Source organism: Labilibaculum sp. (assembly GCF_963664555.1).
Lineage (GTDB): Bacteria > Bacteroidota > Bacteroidia > Bacteroidales > Marinifilaceae > Labilibaculum.
This window is the reverse complement of the sequence record NZ_OY761461.1, coordinates 2,228,697-2,245,205: the sequence shown is the minus strand read 5'-3', so window position 1 is coordinate 2,245,205 and position 16,509 is coordinate 2,228,697. Positions and strand designations below refer to the sequence as shown.

11 protein-coding genes are annotated in these 16,509 nt (G+C 36.6%); 8 read left to right on the top strand and 3 right to left on the bottom strand.

The window, feature by feature from the left end:
* Positions 1 to 14: 14 nt before the first annotated feature.
* The gene (locus tag ACKU4N_RS08865) at positions 15 to 2,384 is read right to left on the bottom strand and encodes a GAF domain-containing protein (RefSeq protein WP_321322547.1); all 2,370 of its coding nucleotides are present in this window, start codon (positions 2,382 to 2,384) and stop codon (positions 15 to 17) included.
* Positions 2,385 to 2,601: 217 nt separating this feature from the next.
* Complete coding sequence (locus tag ACKU4N_RS08860; RefSeq protein ID WP_321322546.1) at positions 2,602 to 3,237, bottom strand: FMN-dependent NADH-azoreductase; 636 nt, start codon at positions 3,235 to 3,237, stop codon at positions 2,602 to 2,604.
* A gap of 354 nt (positions 3,238 to 3,591) precedes the next feature.
* Here ACKU4N_RS08860 and ACKU4N_RS08855 point away from each other — a divergent pair, with 354 nt between their 5' ends.
* From ACKU4N_RS08855 to ACKU4N_RS08830, 6 genes are all read left to right on the top strand, one after another.
* Positions 3,592 to 7,935 carry a CusA/CzcA family heavy metal efflux RND transporter gene (locus tag ACKU4N_RS08855; protein WP_321322545.1) on the top strand — a complete coding sequence of 1,448 codons (4,344 nt, stop codon included), beginning with the start codon at positions 3,592 to 3,594 and terminating at the stop codon, positions 7,933 to 7,935.
* A gap of 10 nt (positions 7,936 to 7,945) precedes the next feature.
* Positions 7,946 to 9,070 carry an efflux RND transporter periplasmic adaptor subunit gene (locus tag ACKU4N_RS08850; RefSeq protein WP_321322544.1) on the top strand — a complete coding sequence of 375 codons (1,125 nt, stop codon included), beginning with the start codon at positions 7,946 to 7,948 and terminating at the stop codon, positions 9,068 to 9,070.
* A 52-nt stretch (positions 9,071 to 9,122) separates the two neighbouring features.
* Positions 9,123 to 9,779 carry a methyltransferase family protein gene (locus ACKU4N_RS08845; protein ID WP_321322543.1) on the top strand — a complete coding sequence of 219 codons (657 nt, stop codon included), beginning with the start codon at positions 9,123 to 9,125 and terminating at the stop codon, positions 9,777 to 9,779.
* Between the two features lie 3 nt (positions 9,780 to 9,782).
* Positions 9,783 to 10,670 (top strand): LysR substrate-binding domain-containing protein, encoded by an 888-nt coding sequence (locus ACKU4N_RS08840; protein WP_321322542.1) that lies wholly within the window; start codon positions 9,783 to 9,785, stop codon positions 10,668 to 10,670.
* 81 nt (positions 10,671 to 10,751) lie between these two features.
* Positions 10,752 to 11,675, top strand: coding sequence for a YeiH family protein (locus ACKU4N_RS08835; RefSeq protein ID WP_321322541.1), 924 nt, complete (start codon positions 10,752 to 10,754; stop codon positions 11,673 to 11,675).
* Between the two features lie 215 nt (positions 11,676 to 11,890).
* Complete coding sequence (locus ACKU4N_RS08830; protein WP_321322540.1) at positions 11,891 to 12,457, top strand: hypothetical protein; 567 nt, start codon at positions 11,891 to 11,893, stop codon at positions 12,455 to 12,457.
* Between the two features lie 91 nt (positions 12,458 to 12,548).
* Here ACKU4N_RS08830 and ACKU4N_RS08825 read toward each other — a convergent pair whose 3' ends face one another.
* Positions 12,549 to 13,718, bottom strand: a complete 1,170-nt coding sequence (locus ACKU4N_RS08825; RefSeq protein WP_321322539.1) for a hypothetical protein — start codon at positions 13,716 to 13,718, stop codon at positions 12,549 to 12,551.
* Between the two features lie 206 nt (positions 13,719 to 13,924).
* On the opposite strand from ACKU4N_RS08825, the gene ACKU4N_RS08820 reads away from it, so the two are divergent.
* Complete coding sequence (locus ACKU4N_RS08820) at positions 13,925 to 14,926, top strand: Gfo/Idh/MocA family protein (protein ID WP_321322538.1); 1,002 nt, start codon at positions 13,925 to 13,927, stop codon at positions 14,924 to 14,926.
* Positions 14,927 to 15,175: 249 nt separating this feature from the next.
* A complete protein-coding gene (locus ACKU4N_RS08815) occupies positions 15,176 to 16,507 on the top strand; it encodes a cytochrome ubiquinol oxidase subunit I (RefSeq protein ID WP_321322537.1) in 1,332 nt (443 codons plus the stop codon).
* Positions 16,508 to 16,509 lie beyond the last annotated feature (2 nt).

The window sequence follows — 16,509 nt, the reverse complement described above, 5'->3', positions numbered from 1 at the left end:
GGCACCATAAACTATTATTCGTTCAGCTTCAATTCCTTCGCAACAGTCAGCACTTCATTCGGTTCTTCACCATTCTTTATTTGCACTCTCAATGCTCTTAAGCCATACACTCCTTGCAGATCTTCCAACACCAAATGTTCAATATTATTCTCAAAGTAGCCCTTTGCAACCAAATACTCCAAATACCTTTGATACTCTGCCATTTCAGATTCCTGACTAAATATTACTGCTAATTTTCCAGGCTGAGTAAGGCGCTCACTGGTTCCTTTTATAACTGCCTTATCAATTCTTTTCTTAACAATCTCATAACGAATATTATAGGCGCCATCCACATCAAATTTTTTCTCATCTTGTCTGAACCTTATTGCCAAAGGTTGGCTATGTACTAAAATTAAACCTGTAGTTTCCAGTTCAATCGGCAATGAACTTTTTAAAGCACTTGTTTTCCGGGATAATCCGGCACTTACAATTAGCTGCCACAAGCGAAGATTCTTTAAATAGATTCGATCAAATGTTTTTTGTGATGAAATACTCTGTCCGATATAAATGTTATGCTCTACACCATCTGTGCGGTATTTCTCAAAATAATGAGGGAACATCTTCTGCGCTTTTTCTTCCTCTTTTTCAAGATAAGAGATAACGCAATCATTAATCATTCCTAAACTATCTTCAAAATCTTTTCTTCGTTTGTAAACTATATGTAAGTCAGGATCAATATTTTTATTGTATTCTGCAATCGCAGCAGTTAAAGCAGATCCATTCTCTTTAAAATGCGGAAAAAGGGATTCTACATCATGACGAATAAAACTAAGAACGTTCATTTCATCACCCGAAGAAAGTCCTTTTTCAATCCCATCAATGAAATAGTCAATTTTGTATATTAACTGATCGTAAACAGGCATTTTACAATCCAAAAATGCTTCTTTCAAAACTTCACGTGCCAGTTGTAATTGTTCCACCAAATCATCCTGAATTGTCCGGTTTCGAATCACCGAGGAATGACGGACATCAATGGCTCCGTACAATGGATATACTTCCCGAAAAACGATTTCTTCCATTTGCACCAGATCATCCAAATCTCTTTTGGCCAACAAATTACTGGCCGCCTGCTGAAACCGCCACTCTACACTTGGGTGTATTGCTGTACATTCTTCTTTAATTGTAGCCTCTATCCTATTTTTTAATTCCTCACTCGTCCGATGAACGGCGATAGAAAATACCGGAATGATATCTTTTATCACACGCAGTTTCGTGAAATTGATATCAAAAGCCTTTGTTGATCCCAATTCCATCATGCCCACCAACTCTCCCTCGTAATAAAGAGGAATAATACAAATATTTTTAATACCTAAATTCAACAACTCTTGTTCAACAGGTTGTAAATTCTCTCTGGTAGTAAGGTCACTAATCAAAACAGGATAACCGGATAAACCTGCCTCTTGATATATCGTTCCCCGGTATGCTTCGCACATGTATTTATTAGGATCAATGAATCCGTGCCAAAAATTAGAAGGATTTTCAACATTGCCTTGAACCATTCCCAAAGCAAGCACACCTAAATTTAAATTTGGCAGAGTTAATAATGAGCGGATATTCTGTTCGAGAGCATCAAAGTTAGCCCTGTTAATTATTGATGATTTTTCCAGCAATTGAGATTTTAATGATGAGATTACTTCGATCTGAGTAACATCTACATATTTGAATGACATAAATCCACAAAAAGTAAAATTATCCAATGGAATTATCTTCAGCCAAAAGTCCATATTCATTGGATCGTTAATCATTTCTCTAATATTCTCCTCTGAAACTTCTGGTAAATTTCCTTTATAAGTTATTTCGATGCATGACTCATCATACTCCAATTTGTAATACTTCACCAAACCATTCAACTTATCTGTCATACGATACAAAAACAGATAATCCATATCTAATTTGAAATTATAGAATTTGGGAAGAATCATCAGGTATGCATAAATTAACTTTGTAAAAGTCAGATAACATTTATCCTGATTCTTCTGCTCAACATGTTCAATTTCAATATTCTGATCACTATGAATTTTTAGATAATTTGGCGTGAAATAAAAATTATGATCGTCGAACGGGCTGGCCGCAACACCTATATCTTTTTTGTATTGAGATGGTGTGAAAAAATACGACATTATTGTATGAATCTCACCCTCATACTTACCAACATCCTCAATATTAAAATCGGGTCTAACCAAATCAGGATTCCTGTCAACTAAATCCAAAATAATTTTTGCTTGTAAATCATTTCCGGCTCCATTTCTTTGTTCTTCCTTTAGTTTATTAATTAAAGGAAGAAAACTCAGTGATTTTTTGAATGGAATACGATCTATATTTAATTTCAACTGATCCAACTTCATGATTTTGTTTTTTAGCCATGTACTGTTAAGAACTACTAAAGTAGTTGTTTTTACATCTACATAAAAATAAAGCGTGCCGGATAGCTTACAATTAAAGGAATTTTAACAAAATCACCCCATTTAATGCACGAATGTGCGGGAAGATATTCCCAAAGGATAATCAACCCGCACACAATTTAAGTAAAATCTCTAAAAATTCTATTTTTCAATTGTGCAATTAGAATTCAGACACTAATCCAATCGCTTTTTCTTTTGCCAGTTTCTCAATTTCAGTAACATCCTGTCCCATTGCAATTCCTTCAACAGGAACAAATTTCAATTCTGATATTCCAATAAATCCCAAAACTGTTTTTAAATAACGATGCGAAAAATCCATTTCACTTCCCGCCCCATTTGAATAAACTCCTCCTGATGCTTGAATGTGAACAGCCTTCTTTCCTTTCATCAATCCTTCCGGACCATTTTCAGTATAGTGAAATGTTTTTCCTGCCTGTAATATGACATCAATATATGCTTTTAGAACAGGAGGAATAGAGAAATTCCACATCGGGTTAACAAAGGCATAGGCATCAGCTTCCATAAATTGTTCCAAAAGTTGATTTAGATTTCCAATCTGCTGCATCTGCTCTTGATCCAAATCGTTTAAGCTTCCACCATTCTGCAACTTGGAAAAGCCGTCAAAAACCAAAGCATTTAAATAAGGAACATCTGTTTTAAACAAATCAAGTTCTATAACCTCGTGGTTAGGATTTAGCTTTTTGTATTGCTCAATAAAAGCTCTCCCTACCTTTAAGCTATATGAATCCTTTTCATCTTTCGGATTTGCGCTGACATATAAAAATTTTCTGCTCATTTCTTCTTCTTTTAATTACACATTTACTATTTCTTACTCAACAAAGCTAGGTAAGGAAAACTCATTCATAAATGGATAAAACAAAGGTATTCTTGTACTTTTTACATTTTGCCCTTTTAATAAATTAAATATTGAATGCAATCTTTTTTTTTCTTTTTACAGGCAACAGTACCCATCAATATATGTGTGAATTATCCCACTCATTTATATCTTTTGGTTCAATCTTTTAGTTCGATCAAAAAAAGCTGATTATCTTATCGTTGAATAAGACCATAGTCTAAATCTTATTGCTCCGATCCGCATCTCGAAAACAGACTCAAACAGCCTTAAATCATTAATCTACAAAGTACGCATATGTTAGAAAAGATTATCAATTTCAGCATCCGAAACAAGCTCATTGTAATACTCTTCACCCTATCCATTGCTCTATTTGGTTTGTATGCCATATTTAAAATCCCGATTGGTGCTGTTCCCGATATTACCAACAATCAGGTTCAGGTAATTACGACTTCCGGAAATCTTTCCACTCAGGAAATCGAGCAATTCATTACAGCTCCTGTTGAGTTGGAAATGGCAAATCTTCCCGGAGTGGAAGAAATCAGGTCCATTTCGAAATTTGGTTTGTCGGTGGTCACTATTGTATTTAATGATGATATCGGCACCTACCTTCCCCGCCAACTAATTGCTGAAAAAATCAAATCAGCTTCAGCAAATATACCCGAAGGTTTTGGTTCACCTGAGATGGGCCCGATTACCACTGGATTGGGTGAGATTTACCAATACATTCTGGATGTAAAACCAGGATTTGAAGACCGGTACTCTGCAATGGATTTACGAACCGTTCAGGATTGGATCGTAAGAAGACAATTATCCGGAATATCCGGTGTGGTTGAAGTAAACAGCTGGGGAGGCTTTCTAAAACAATACGAAGTAGCCATCGATCCAACCCGATTGAGATACATGGATCTAAACCTGATGGAGGTTTTTGAAGCCTTACAAAACAACAACAGCATTTCCGGCGGTGCATACATCGAAAAAACAAATCAATCCTACTTTATCCGGGGCGACGGGCAGGTAAAGTCCATTCAGGATATTGAAAATATCCTTATTAAAAATAACCAAGGCATTCCAATTGTAGTTAAAGACATTGCCAACGTTCATTTTGGTTATGCCAATCGATTTGGAGCGATTACAGCAAACGGTCAGGGGGAAAAAGTTCTGGGCCAGATTATGATGCTGAAGAATGCCAACTCGAAACTGGTGATCAAAGAAGTAAAAGAAAGAGTTGCTGAAATACAGAAAAATTTACCCGAAGGTGTTTTCATTAATCCAATATTGGAACGAAGTGAATTAATAGAAAAAACAACGACTACAGTTGTTGAAAATTTAATTTTGGGTTGCCTGATTGTAATGCTGATAGTTGTTGTTTTGCTTGGTAATATTAGATCTGCATTAGTTATTGCTTCCATGATTCCTTTGGCACTTCTCTTCACCCTCTCGATGATGTACATTTTTGGCATTGATGCCAATTTAATGAGTTTGGGAGCTCTCGATTTTGGAATTATAATTGACGGAGCCGTTATCATAGTGGAATACATTGCCATTCGAATCAATGCAAAAACAGATGAATTTAATCAATCAGACAAAGAAGAGCAAAAAACGCTTATCGACAAGATCACCTTTACGGGAGCATCTAAAATGATGAACTCGGCCATTTTTGGACAAATCATTATTCTGATCGTTTTTATCCCGATTCTGTCATTGCAGGGTGTAGAAGGCAAAATGTTTAGACCAATGGCTCTTTCGTTTAGTTTTGCAATAATCGGCGCAATGATTTTAGGTTTTACATGGCTTCCCGTTGCCTCTTCCCTTTTCTTAAAGCCCGAAAAGAAAGGCAAATGGAATTTGGCAGATAAAATCATGAATTTAACCTATCGATCGTATACTCCTGCGATGAAATGGTCTTGCGGTCACAAAAGGATTGTTTTGGGTGCATCACTAACCGCCCTTGTTTTTACAGGGGTTTTATTTTCGAAAATGGGCGGTGAATTTGTACCCACTCTGGACGAAGGTGATTTTGTGATTCAACCTGTTCTAAAAACCGGAACTTCTTTATCCAAAACCGTTGAAATATGCACCCAAATGGAAAATATTCTAATCGACAGTTTTCCGGAAGTAGATCAAATTGTTTGTCGTATTGGAGCCGCCGAAGTTCCTACAGATCCCATGTCGATGGAAGAAGTAGATATGATAATTAAATTGAAACCCCGACAAGAATGGACATCTGCTAAGAGCAAAGAAAAACTTGCTGACTTGTTTAAAAAGGCTCTTTCAATAATTCCCGGCGTTGAATATGAATTTACACAGCCAATAGAAATGCGTTTTAATGAGTTAATCACCGGCGTTCGTGCCGATATTGCGATTAAAATATTCGGTGAAGATTTGACTTATTTAAATAATAAAGCCGGCGAGATTAAAAAATTGATTGAAGATGTTCCTGGTGCTGCAGACATCATTATGGAAAAAACAGAAGGTTTACCACAAATGAGTGTGGTTTACAAACGAAATAAAATTGCTCATTACGGATTGGATATGCAAACTCTGAATTCCTATCTGGCAATGGCTTTTGGCGGAGAATCAAGCGGTAGTGTTTTCGAGGGCGAAAAACGTTTCGATTTGGTGGTTCGACTTCAAAAAGAAAGTCGGGTAAAAATCGAAAACATTCAACAATTGATGATTCCTCTGCCAAATGGAAATCAAATTCCAATGAATGAATTGGCCGACATCTCTTTTTCCGAAGGTCCTGCAAAAATATCACGTGAAAACACACATCGAATGATGTCGGTAAGTGTAAATGTCCGCAATCGTGATTTACAATCGGTAGTTAATGACATACGAAGCAGAATTGAAGGAACAATTAAACTGGAGCCGGGAAATTACATTGTTTACGGCGGTCAGTTTGAAAATTTACAAAATGCCGGCAAACGCCTGCTTTTCGCAGTTCCACTTGCCTTGCTGCTGATCTTTATCTTCCTGCACTTCGCTTTTGGATCGTTCAGGGATGCCTTTATGATATTTACTGCAGTACCTCTATCGACTGTTGGTGGTGTTCTTTTTTTATGGATAAGAGGCATGCCTTTTAGCGTATCGGCGGGAATAGGCTTTATTGCGCTTTTTGGTATTGCTGTTTTAAATGGTATTGTGCTGATTGAACATCTAAAAGATTTGCAGGAGAAAGGAATGACCAACATGCGGGAACTGATCCTTACAGGCACAAAAGACCGGCTGCGCCCGGTAATGCTGACAGCGGCAGCCGCAGCAATGGGATTCTTACCAATGGCAATTTCAACAGGTGCCGGAGCAGAAGTACAGCGTCCGTTAGCAACAGTTGTTATCGGAGGTCTCATTACTTCTACCATGCTCACGATGATCGCCTTGCCTTTGCTGTTCGAAATTTTCTACAATGTAATTGGAATCAAATTCAGACCACTTCGGTTTATCCGGTCAAAATCTGCAATCACTGGAATTCTAATTGCCTTTTTATCGCTTTCGGCAGCAGGACAGACAAAAGATCAGAATCTTGAAAATGCAATTCAAATTGCGGTGGACAATAACAAACAGCTGCAAGCTTTTGCTCTTTCAGTAAAACAAAGCGAAGCTTTAAAAGCAACTGCCTTTACTATTGATAAAACATTGTTTTACTATGAATACGATCAAAACAACATTGCTGAAAACGGTCATCCTCTCAAAATTTTTGGCGTAGAACAAACCTTTAGCTTTCCGAGTGTTTACACCTCACAATTAAAGGTGATTAAAAGAAATATATCCATAGCAAAAATCAGCTATGATCGAAAAAAACAGATAACAGCCAAAGAAGTTTCGCAAGCTTATTTCCACATTCTTTATTTAAAAAATAAACAAAATATATTTCTCAGAATAGACTCCTTGTATTCTAATTTCAGAAAAAATGCTGAGCTCAGATTTGAAAAAGGAGATATCAGCCAGATGGATTTATTAAATGCCAAAGCCAAGCAGCAACAAATAGCAATGGACATCCAACAATTGAAACACGATCTGGATATTGCTGATCAAAAATTGAATGCAATTTTGCAGCAGAATAGCACATTTACTGTTCCCATGCAGGATTTGAAAAGAATTCCTCTTGAAAATAATCTTATTGAATCGGGTTCCGATATACAAATAATGAAGCTGCAGGGGGAACAAGAATATGCTCTGCTGGGTTTAGAGAAAAACAAACTTCTTCCTGATATTTCGTTGGGCTACTACCGGGGAAACAATAATTATTCTGCGGCACAAACCTACGAAGGTTTTCAGATTGGTTTGGCAATTCCACTATTTTTCGGTGAACAAAAAGCCCGTATTAAAGCAAATAAAATTGCTATAGACATCAATCAAAACCTGCAAAATGATTTTCTAATCGGCCGTAAATCTAAACAGGAAGAATTACGAATCCAATTAATGAAATATGAGGAATCACTCCAAAACTACGAAGATTCCGGTCAGAAATTAAGCACTGAAATTATTCGGATGGCTGAAAAATCATATCAAATGGGCGAAATGAACTTTTTCCAATTTGTGGCAAGCATCGAAAATGCCTTAAGCCTGACCCTGAACTATCTTGACAATCTTTCTCAATACAATTATCTTGCTCTTGAGGCCAACTATTTAAGCAAATAAAATTCACATCATGAAAAAAATCAACATCATTACCTATATACTGCTATCCATCAGCTTTTTTGCATGCAGACAAAAAACAACTCCCATTAATCCTATCCTAGATAAAGGGGAACAATTAATTCAAATTTCCCAAAAACAGTTCATCTCAGACAAAATGGAAATTGGTACTGTAAGTACCCAATGTTTTGAAGATGTGGTTTCATGCAACGGATACATTACAGCTCCTCCCAATGGTATCGCTAACCTAAGCACCCCCATTTCCGGAATTGTAAAAAGTATTCATTTTACTGTTGGCGATTACATCAAGAAAGGTCAGTTGCTGTGCACTATTGAATCGGGCGATTTGATATCTCTTCAACAGAATTTTGCTGAAACCGCAGCAATACTTTCAGGTATAAAAGCTGATTACGAGAGAAATCTGGCCTTACACAAGGCAAAAATAGGGGCAGAAAAAGATCTTATTTCCTCTGAGAGTAATTACAAAGCTGCAAAAGCAAAATACGAGAGTTTAAAGTTAAAACTGCAGGTTTTACAGCTCGATCCAAACAAAATAAAAGAAGGTTATTTTTATTCTTATCTCTCCATAACAGCTCCAATAAATGGCTGTATCACCAAATACAATCTAATTCTTGGTCAATTTACCGAACAGCAAAAATCTTTGATCGAAATTGTTGATCCCAATCAATTGCAGGTTCAAATTTCGGTATTTGAAAAAAACATTCATCAGCTAAAAATTGGACAGAAATTGTATTTTAAAACTCTCAGCAATCCAAATGAGGTATTTACGGCCCATTTAAGTGCTATTGGAAACGGAATAGATTCAGAAACAAAAACAATTCTCTGCCTGGCTGAAATTGAGAAAAAACATCAGGGCAGATTATACAAAGGTTCATTCGTCGAGACCGAAATCATTACAAATCAAAAAGATTCAGAAGCACTTCCAAGCAAGGCAATACTTAAATCAGGCTCCGACCGTTACGTTTTTGTCCTGGCTAAAAGTGATGAGGAAAACTATTATCTCCGCAAGGAAAAAATAAAAATTGGAAGCGAATCAAATGGCTTCTCCGAGATTTTAGATCCGAAAAATCTTGCTAAAGTATTAACTATTGGAGTGTACAACATATCGGTTGAATAAAACAAACCGGTATCGAAAGATGGAATATCTTCACTCAAAGAGCAGGAAATAGATGAAAGCGAAATCTATTTCCTACTTTTACGCAATGATTTCAACACAACATATTCTGCTTTTTATATTTCTATTGTTATGGTGCTTTTTTCACAGCAGTTTAATTTCGAATCCGTTCATCAGCTATATAAAACCTAAACTTGGCAAACATTTTAGAACTTACCGGATTCTCTACAATCTATTTTCACTAATCACCTTTTTGCCATTGGTTTGGTATTCCTATTCAATAAAAAGCGAGATGATTTTTTCCTGGCCCGGTAATTTTATGCTTGTTCGTGTTTTGATTCTCCTGCTCTGCTTCTACTTGTTTTTTGCCGGTTCCCGTTCATACGATCTATCGTCCTTTTTGGGCTTTCGCCAGATTCAGCAAAAAGAGCATCACAAAACCATGTCTGATGATGGAAATATAAGCACTGCGGGAATTCTTGGTGTAATTCGCCATCCTTGGTATACGGCAACTTTTTTATTTATATGGGCAAGAAATTTAGATAGCGCGGCACTAATTGTAAACGCAACATTCAGCATTTATTTGATTGTCGGTTGCTATCTGGAAGAAAAAAAACTAGTTTTAGAATACGGTGAACAGTACCGGATGTACAAAAAAAATGTATCCATACTATTCCCATGGAAATGGCTGAAAACAAAACTAAAAAGATAAGACATGGATTATCGGGACGAAGTATTTATTGCTGTGGCAGAAAACCTAAATTTCTCGAAAGCCGCCGAAGAACTATTCATTAGCCAACCTGCAGTCACCAAACACATTAAAGAACTTGAAAGCAAATTAAACACAGCTCTTTTCGAACGAAAAGGAAACAAAGTATATTTAACCAAGTCCGGCAAATTGATGTACAGCAGTCTTAAACAGATCAAACAACAATACCGCGATTTGGAATATGAATTAGGCAGATTAAATGAAGCTTTTAATGGTTCTTTACGGATTGGTGCCAGTTCCACAATTTCTCAATACCTTATTCCATCGGTAATTGCATCCTTTCACAAACGGTATCCCCGGATTAAATTCGATTTATTCAACGGCAACTCTTTTGAAATGGAGCAAAAACTGCTCGATAATGAAATAGATTTGGCTCTGGTCGAAAATGAAACGTCTAATTCCAACATCAATTACATGGATTTTCTGGATGATGAAATTATCGCTGTTACAGGAACGCAAAGTGTATATGCAAAACGCAAAAACATTAAACTAAGCGACATTCAGGAAATACCATTGGTATTGCGTGAAAAAGGTTCCGGAACGTTACAGGTAATTCAAAAAACACTTGCAAAACAAAATATCAATTTCGAAAAATTAAATATCTTAATCCATTTGGGAAGTACCGAAGCAATTAAAAATTTTCTTTGTGATTTTGATGGTATTGCTCTGATATCTGAAAAGTCTATTACGAAGGAAATACAGTTGAAAAGTCTTTGCAAACTAAATGTAAGTGAACTGCATATTCATCGAAAACTAAGACTGGCAACGCGTCAGGGCCCTGAATTAAAAATCCCCGGCTTATTTATTGACTTTCTTCTTCACTATAACTTTTAGTTATTCAAAATAACATTTTACGATTTCCTTAAACTATCATTTCGTTGTATTTTTGTTTCCGTAATCAAAGAACAAAAACGAATGCAGCTATCATCAAAAAAAACAAGTTATTTCTTCTTCATTGGTATTGCGCTCTGCTTTATGCCCGGTTTTTCACCAGCTATTGCATTAATAACCGGACTCTTCTTTTCTATGTTTGGTATTAAAACTGCCCAATTTACCAAATACACATCTTCGGTTTTACAGGCATCCATTGTACTAATGGGTTTTGGTATGAATCTAAGCATGGTTATAGAAGCTTCAAAATCTGGTTTTGGTTTCACGGCCATGTCGGTAATTGCAACCATCAGTATTGGTTTGCTGCTGGGTAAACTTTTAAAGGTTGAAAAAGCAACCACCATATTAATTGCTGCAGGTACAGCCATTTGCGGCGGCAGTGCCATTGCAGCAATAGCGCCGGTAATTAATGCTAAGAACAAGCAGGTTTTGTTTGCGATGGCTGTTGTGTTTGTGCTTAATTCTCTCGCACTGATGCTGTTTCCTATTATCGGTCATTATTTTGAAATGAGTCAGGAGACATTTGGCTTTTGGTCTGCCATTGCCATTCACGATACCAGCTCAGTAGTAGGTGCATCAGCGGCATATGGAGAAAAGGCATTGGAAATTGCCACTACTGTTAAACTAACTCGTGCACTTTGGATCATTCCAGTCTCAATTGTATTTGCAATTTTCAATAAAAACACTGAATCAGGAAAAATAAAAATACCATGGTTCATTGGTGTGTTTGTATTGGCCATTATACTTGCTCACCTGCTTCCACAATGGCAGGATGTCTTTGCTCAACTAAACCTGTTAGGCAAAAAAGGAATGATTATCGCTTTGCTGTTTATCGGTTCAAATATTTCAGTTTCTGAAATTAAGGAAACAGGTAGTAATACTTTTATATTGGGAATTGTTCTTTGGGTAATAATCGGTGGAACATCACTTTATTTCCTGCAGTTTTAGATCAAACAATCCATACAAATTTATCCGGATCGGTAATCAAGGATGCAATAAATCACAAGTCGACAAGCACAAAATTCAAATGATTGGGAAAGCCTGCCAATCAAATTTAATAAGGCTTGGTTTACAAAAAATACAAACCTACACTTATGTAAGATCAATCTCAACCCGTTGTATTCACAATTAATATTTTGGAAATCATCATAAAATTTCATAATTTGGATAGAACTATTCGAATTAGATATAAATCAAATGATTTTATTGATAAAAAAATTGCAATGGAAACAGACATAACACATACAAATGAGCAATTTAGCGCACTAAGCAAATCAAGTGAATTTCTAAATTTGATTTTAAACAACATTAATTCGTGCATTATGCTCTTGGATAAGGATCTTATGCTGAGAGCTTACAACGAGCCATTACTAAGCATATTTTCCAATAAAAGAAATGAAAATTTAATGTATCGTAAATGCGGTGAAGTAATAGGTTGTGCCTATCAAATAGAAGAACAAAAGCTATGTGGTAATACCAGCATGTGCAGAAGCTGTGAATTACGAATTTCAGCTCTTAACTCTTACGTAAGGAATGAGGCTATTTTTAATGAGAAAATCACGAAACCATTTTTCAATTTCGAAGGTGTAAAGGTTGACAAACATTTACAGTTTTCCACTCGATTATTTCCCTATCAGAAAGAAAAATACATTATTATGATTTTGGAAGACATCACAGAATTAGTTACTGTCAAAGAAAAAATAAGCAGTCTCGTAAATCATCATTCATAAAAGTAAAAACGACTGCTCTCAAAAAAAACAGACTGTTTTAATTGAAAAAAGGAACATCCCAATGGTGTTCCTTTTTCTTATTTTGAATTATCTATACCAATTCAATTCCCAACAAACCACAAGCCAATTGTAGTTTTTCAAGCTGATTACCCTGTAGAATCAGGTGATGATTGCCCAAAGGGTTTTTCTTTAATTTGGTTATTGCTGACAGAGAAAGCTTTACCTCAATTTGCGTGCGGCATGCTGTTGCATACCTCGGGCGGTCCAAAACCTCGCCAGTGGTAATAAAAGCCTTGTTTAATTCACTGTTGAAACGGAAAACGGTAATGTCATTGTAACGGTACATACCTTGAATTGCCGTTCCCAAACCTGTCTCGAAATGAGTTGTTACCTTATAATCAGACAATAAATTAGTGCCTATGGTACAATGAGCAAACAAAGTAGATTCTTCAGATATTTTGGCCACGTTTGCCATCCACGGAATAGATCCGGAAATTTCTTTGGCAAACATCATTCCCACAATACTGGCTAAATCGCCTTCGCAACCTGCAGGTATTTGCTGATCGTTTAAGAGCGACAAGGCCAAACAAGCTGTTACCGATTTCTGACGAACCAAAGGAAAACACTCTACTGTTATTGCATCCAGCTTTTCCTTTTTGATACAATCATTTAAGATGTTATAAATTTTTGATGCATTAACTTTTTCTTCCTCATTATTATATTCAAATTCTCCCAGAAAGTCAGCATTGGTTTCAGCATCCTCGAAGCTGCAAAGACTTTTCCAATCAATTTGTTTCAAATTGATGCCCAACTTACTCATCAAAACATTCCTCTCAACACCCGAAGCTATCAACCAATCGGAAACATTTCCAATTAAACCAAGTTGTTTTCCCTTTAACGCCTCAATGGCCGAAACTACTTTCAGGTAACTAGACATGTATGCCTTCATTTCCTCCGGATTCGACAGCAATACAGAACCAATCCCTTCGCGGTTCATCCACGCTTTAATTTCCAATGCCGCCGCATTCGAATTATCCAATTCATTCGACAGAATAAGATAAAACTTTCCCTTCTCAACCAATTGTGTTGCAGCGTACTCACTCCCACCACTCAAAACAAACAGGATATTTGCATCACCATCAACAAATTGAAAATGGTCTGCAAATTCAGGAAGCATATTTAAAAGTCTTTTCTTTCCCAGATCAAGGTATTTAGCATCAGCCTCTTTAAAAGCTAAAATTTTTACTCGTAATTGAATCATTAGAATAGTTTATTGTTTTTTTAATGTGATTTTCGGGATTTACGAATGGTTGCGCTCAAATATACAAAACATATAATATTTGTATCGTTTAACTCATTCTAAATTGTAAGCTTCGCAGCTCACAATTCAAAAACAAGAAAAAGAAGCAACTTATTTTCCCACAACAAAAACCCTTATCTTGTTGCAAATATTTATAAAAAAATAAAATGACCAATAAAGACATACAGACAAACCCTATTCGCTGGGGAATATTAGGATGTGGAGATGTAACTGAAGTTAAAAGCGGGCCGGCTTATCAAAAAACAAGAGGATTCGAAATTAATGCTGTTATGCGCCGTGATGCAAACAAAGCTAAAGATTACGCCCAAAGACATAACATTGACAAACACTATGCTAATGCAGACGAACTAATTAATGATCAGGAAATTGACGCAATTTATATTGCAACCCCACCCGATTCGCACAAATATTATGCACTTAAAATTGCCTCTGCAGGAAAAATCTGCTGCATTGAAAAACCATTGGCGCCGAGCCATAAAGACTGTCTTGAAATCTGTGATGCTTTTCAAGCCAAAAATCTGCCTCTATTTGCAGCCTACTACCGCCGTTCCCTGCCTCGTTTCCAGCAAATTAAAACATGGCTTGAAAACGATTCAATCGGTAAAATAAGGCATGTAAACTGGCATTTAAGCAAACCGGCAAACGAAATGGATCTGTCTGGTAAATACAATTGGCGAACCGATCCGAAAATAGCGGCAGGTGGCTACTTCGACGATTTAGCCAGCCATGGAATCGACTTATTTATTCATTTGCTGGGGAATATAAAAACAGTAGCTGGCCTCAGCACAAACCAGCAAGGCCTTTATGATGCGAAAGATGCGGTTAGTGCTTGCTGGTTGCATGAAAGTGGCATTACCGGAACAGGAAGCTGGAATTTTGGCTGCAGCCAAAGAGAAGATCGAGTGGAAATATTTGGCAGTAGCGGTAAAATTGAATTTTCGGTATTCGATGATGCCCCACTCTTGCTAAAAAATGAAAATAGTACGAAAGAACTATTCATTGAAAATCCAGAAAACATACAGCTTTACCATGTTCAAAACATGAGGGAGCATTTGTTGGGCAACATTCAGCATCCATCTACCGGAGAAACTGCAGCCCACACCAGTTGGGTTATGGATAAAATACTTGGAAATTTGGAAGCCTTATAAGTAAGTCCTGATAACACCTCCATCGAACTCTCCTTATTATCTAAAAAAATAAGGAGAGTTTGCAAAAAAACCTTCCCAATCAATTACAAAATAGCAGACTGCTGTCACATTCAAAAAAACAATCCGTCACCTATACAAACTTAGTACCGCTGGGCAATAGGCAGATAGTTTATAAAATGAAAAAATATCATTTTCCATTGGCTGTAAAACGAATAAAAACCCTTATTTTTAACGTTTAAAAATAAGAATATGGATGACATGATATTTTATGATAGGCTGCAGTTCGCATTTACTATCACATTTCACTATATATTTCCACAATTAACAATGGGACTATCTTTAATGATTGTCTATTTTAAATGGAAATATTTAAGAACTAAACTTGAAAAGTTTAACAATGCGGCAAAATTCTTCATGAAGATATTTGCCATTAATTTCACCATGGGTGTGGTAACAGGGATTCCAATGGAATTTCAGTTTGGTACCAATTGGGCTAAATTCTCGGAATTAACCGGAGGAATTATCGGACAAACCCTGGCGATGGAAGGTTTGTTTTCATTTTTCCTCGAATCTTCTTTTTTGGCGCTTTTTATTTTTGGAGAAAAGCTAATGGGGCAAAAACTGCACCTTCTAACAGGGTTTTTAGTCTTTTTAGGTTCCTGGGCCAGTGGCTACTTTATTTTAGCAACCAATGCCTGGATGCAAAATCCTGTTGGTTACGAAATTTTAGCGAATGGCAAATACGTATTAACGAATTTCTCAGCCCTATTCAGTAATCCTTGGTTGCTGCCAGCCTTTTTGCACAATCAGTTTGCATCCGTTGTCACCTCATCATTTGTTGTTGCCGCTATTGGTGCTTTTTATGTATTGAGCAATAAGAATCTGGAATACGGAAAGTTATTTTTAAAGACCGGTGTTATTTTCGGTTTTGTTTCGAGCATGCTGGTGGCTGTACCAACAGGCGATTGGAATGCGAAAAATGTAGCCAAATATCAACCTGCTTCCTTTGCCGCCATGGAGGGTATTTTTGAAACCCAGGAAGCAGGTGCCGAAATCGTACTTATTGGTCAACCCAATATGGTTGAAAAAAAAATAGACAACAAAATTGCCGTTCCCAACATCTTAAGTTTTTTAACTTATCAGGATTGGAACAGGCAAATTCCGGGAATGGATCAATTTAAAAAAGAAGAATTACCCGATAATATTCCTGCTCTCTACTACTCCTATCATATAATGGTAGGATTGGGCACCATTTTTATTGGATTAATGGGCCTGGCACTTTTATTTTTATGGAGAAAAAAACTCTATACAATGAATACTCTGCTTTGGGCCATTATGTTTGCATTCCCTTTTCCGTATATCGCAAACATGACCGGATGGTATGTTGCCGAACTGGGACGACAACCCTACCTGGTTTACGGTTTATTAAAAACCGTTGATGGAATCTCACCAACCGTTTCATCAGGAAATACTTTATTTACCCTATTGGGATTTGTTGGTTTATACATGCTGCTGGGCTTACTGTTCCTGGTCTTGGTTGGTAAAACAATTCACAAAGGACCCGAAACTCAAACACATTAACT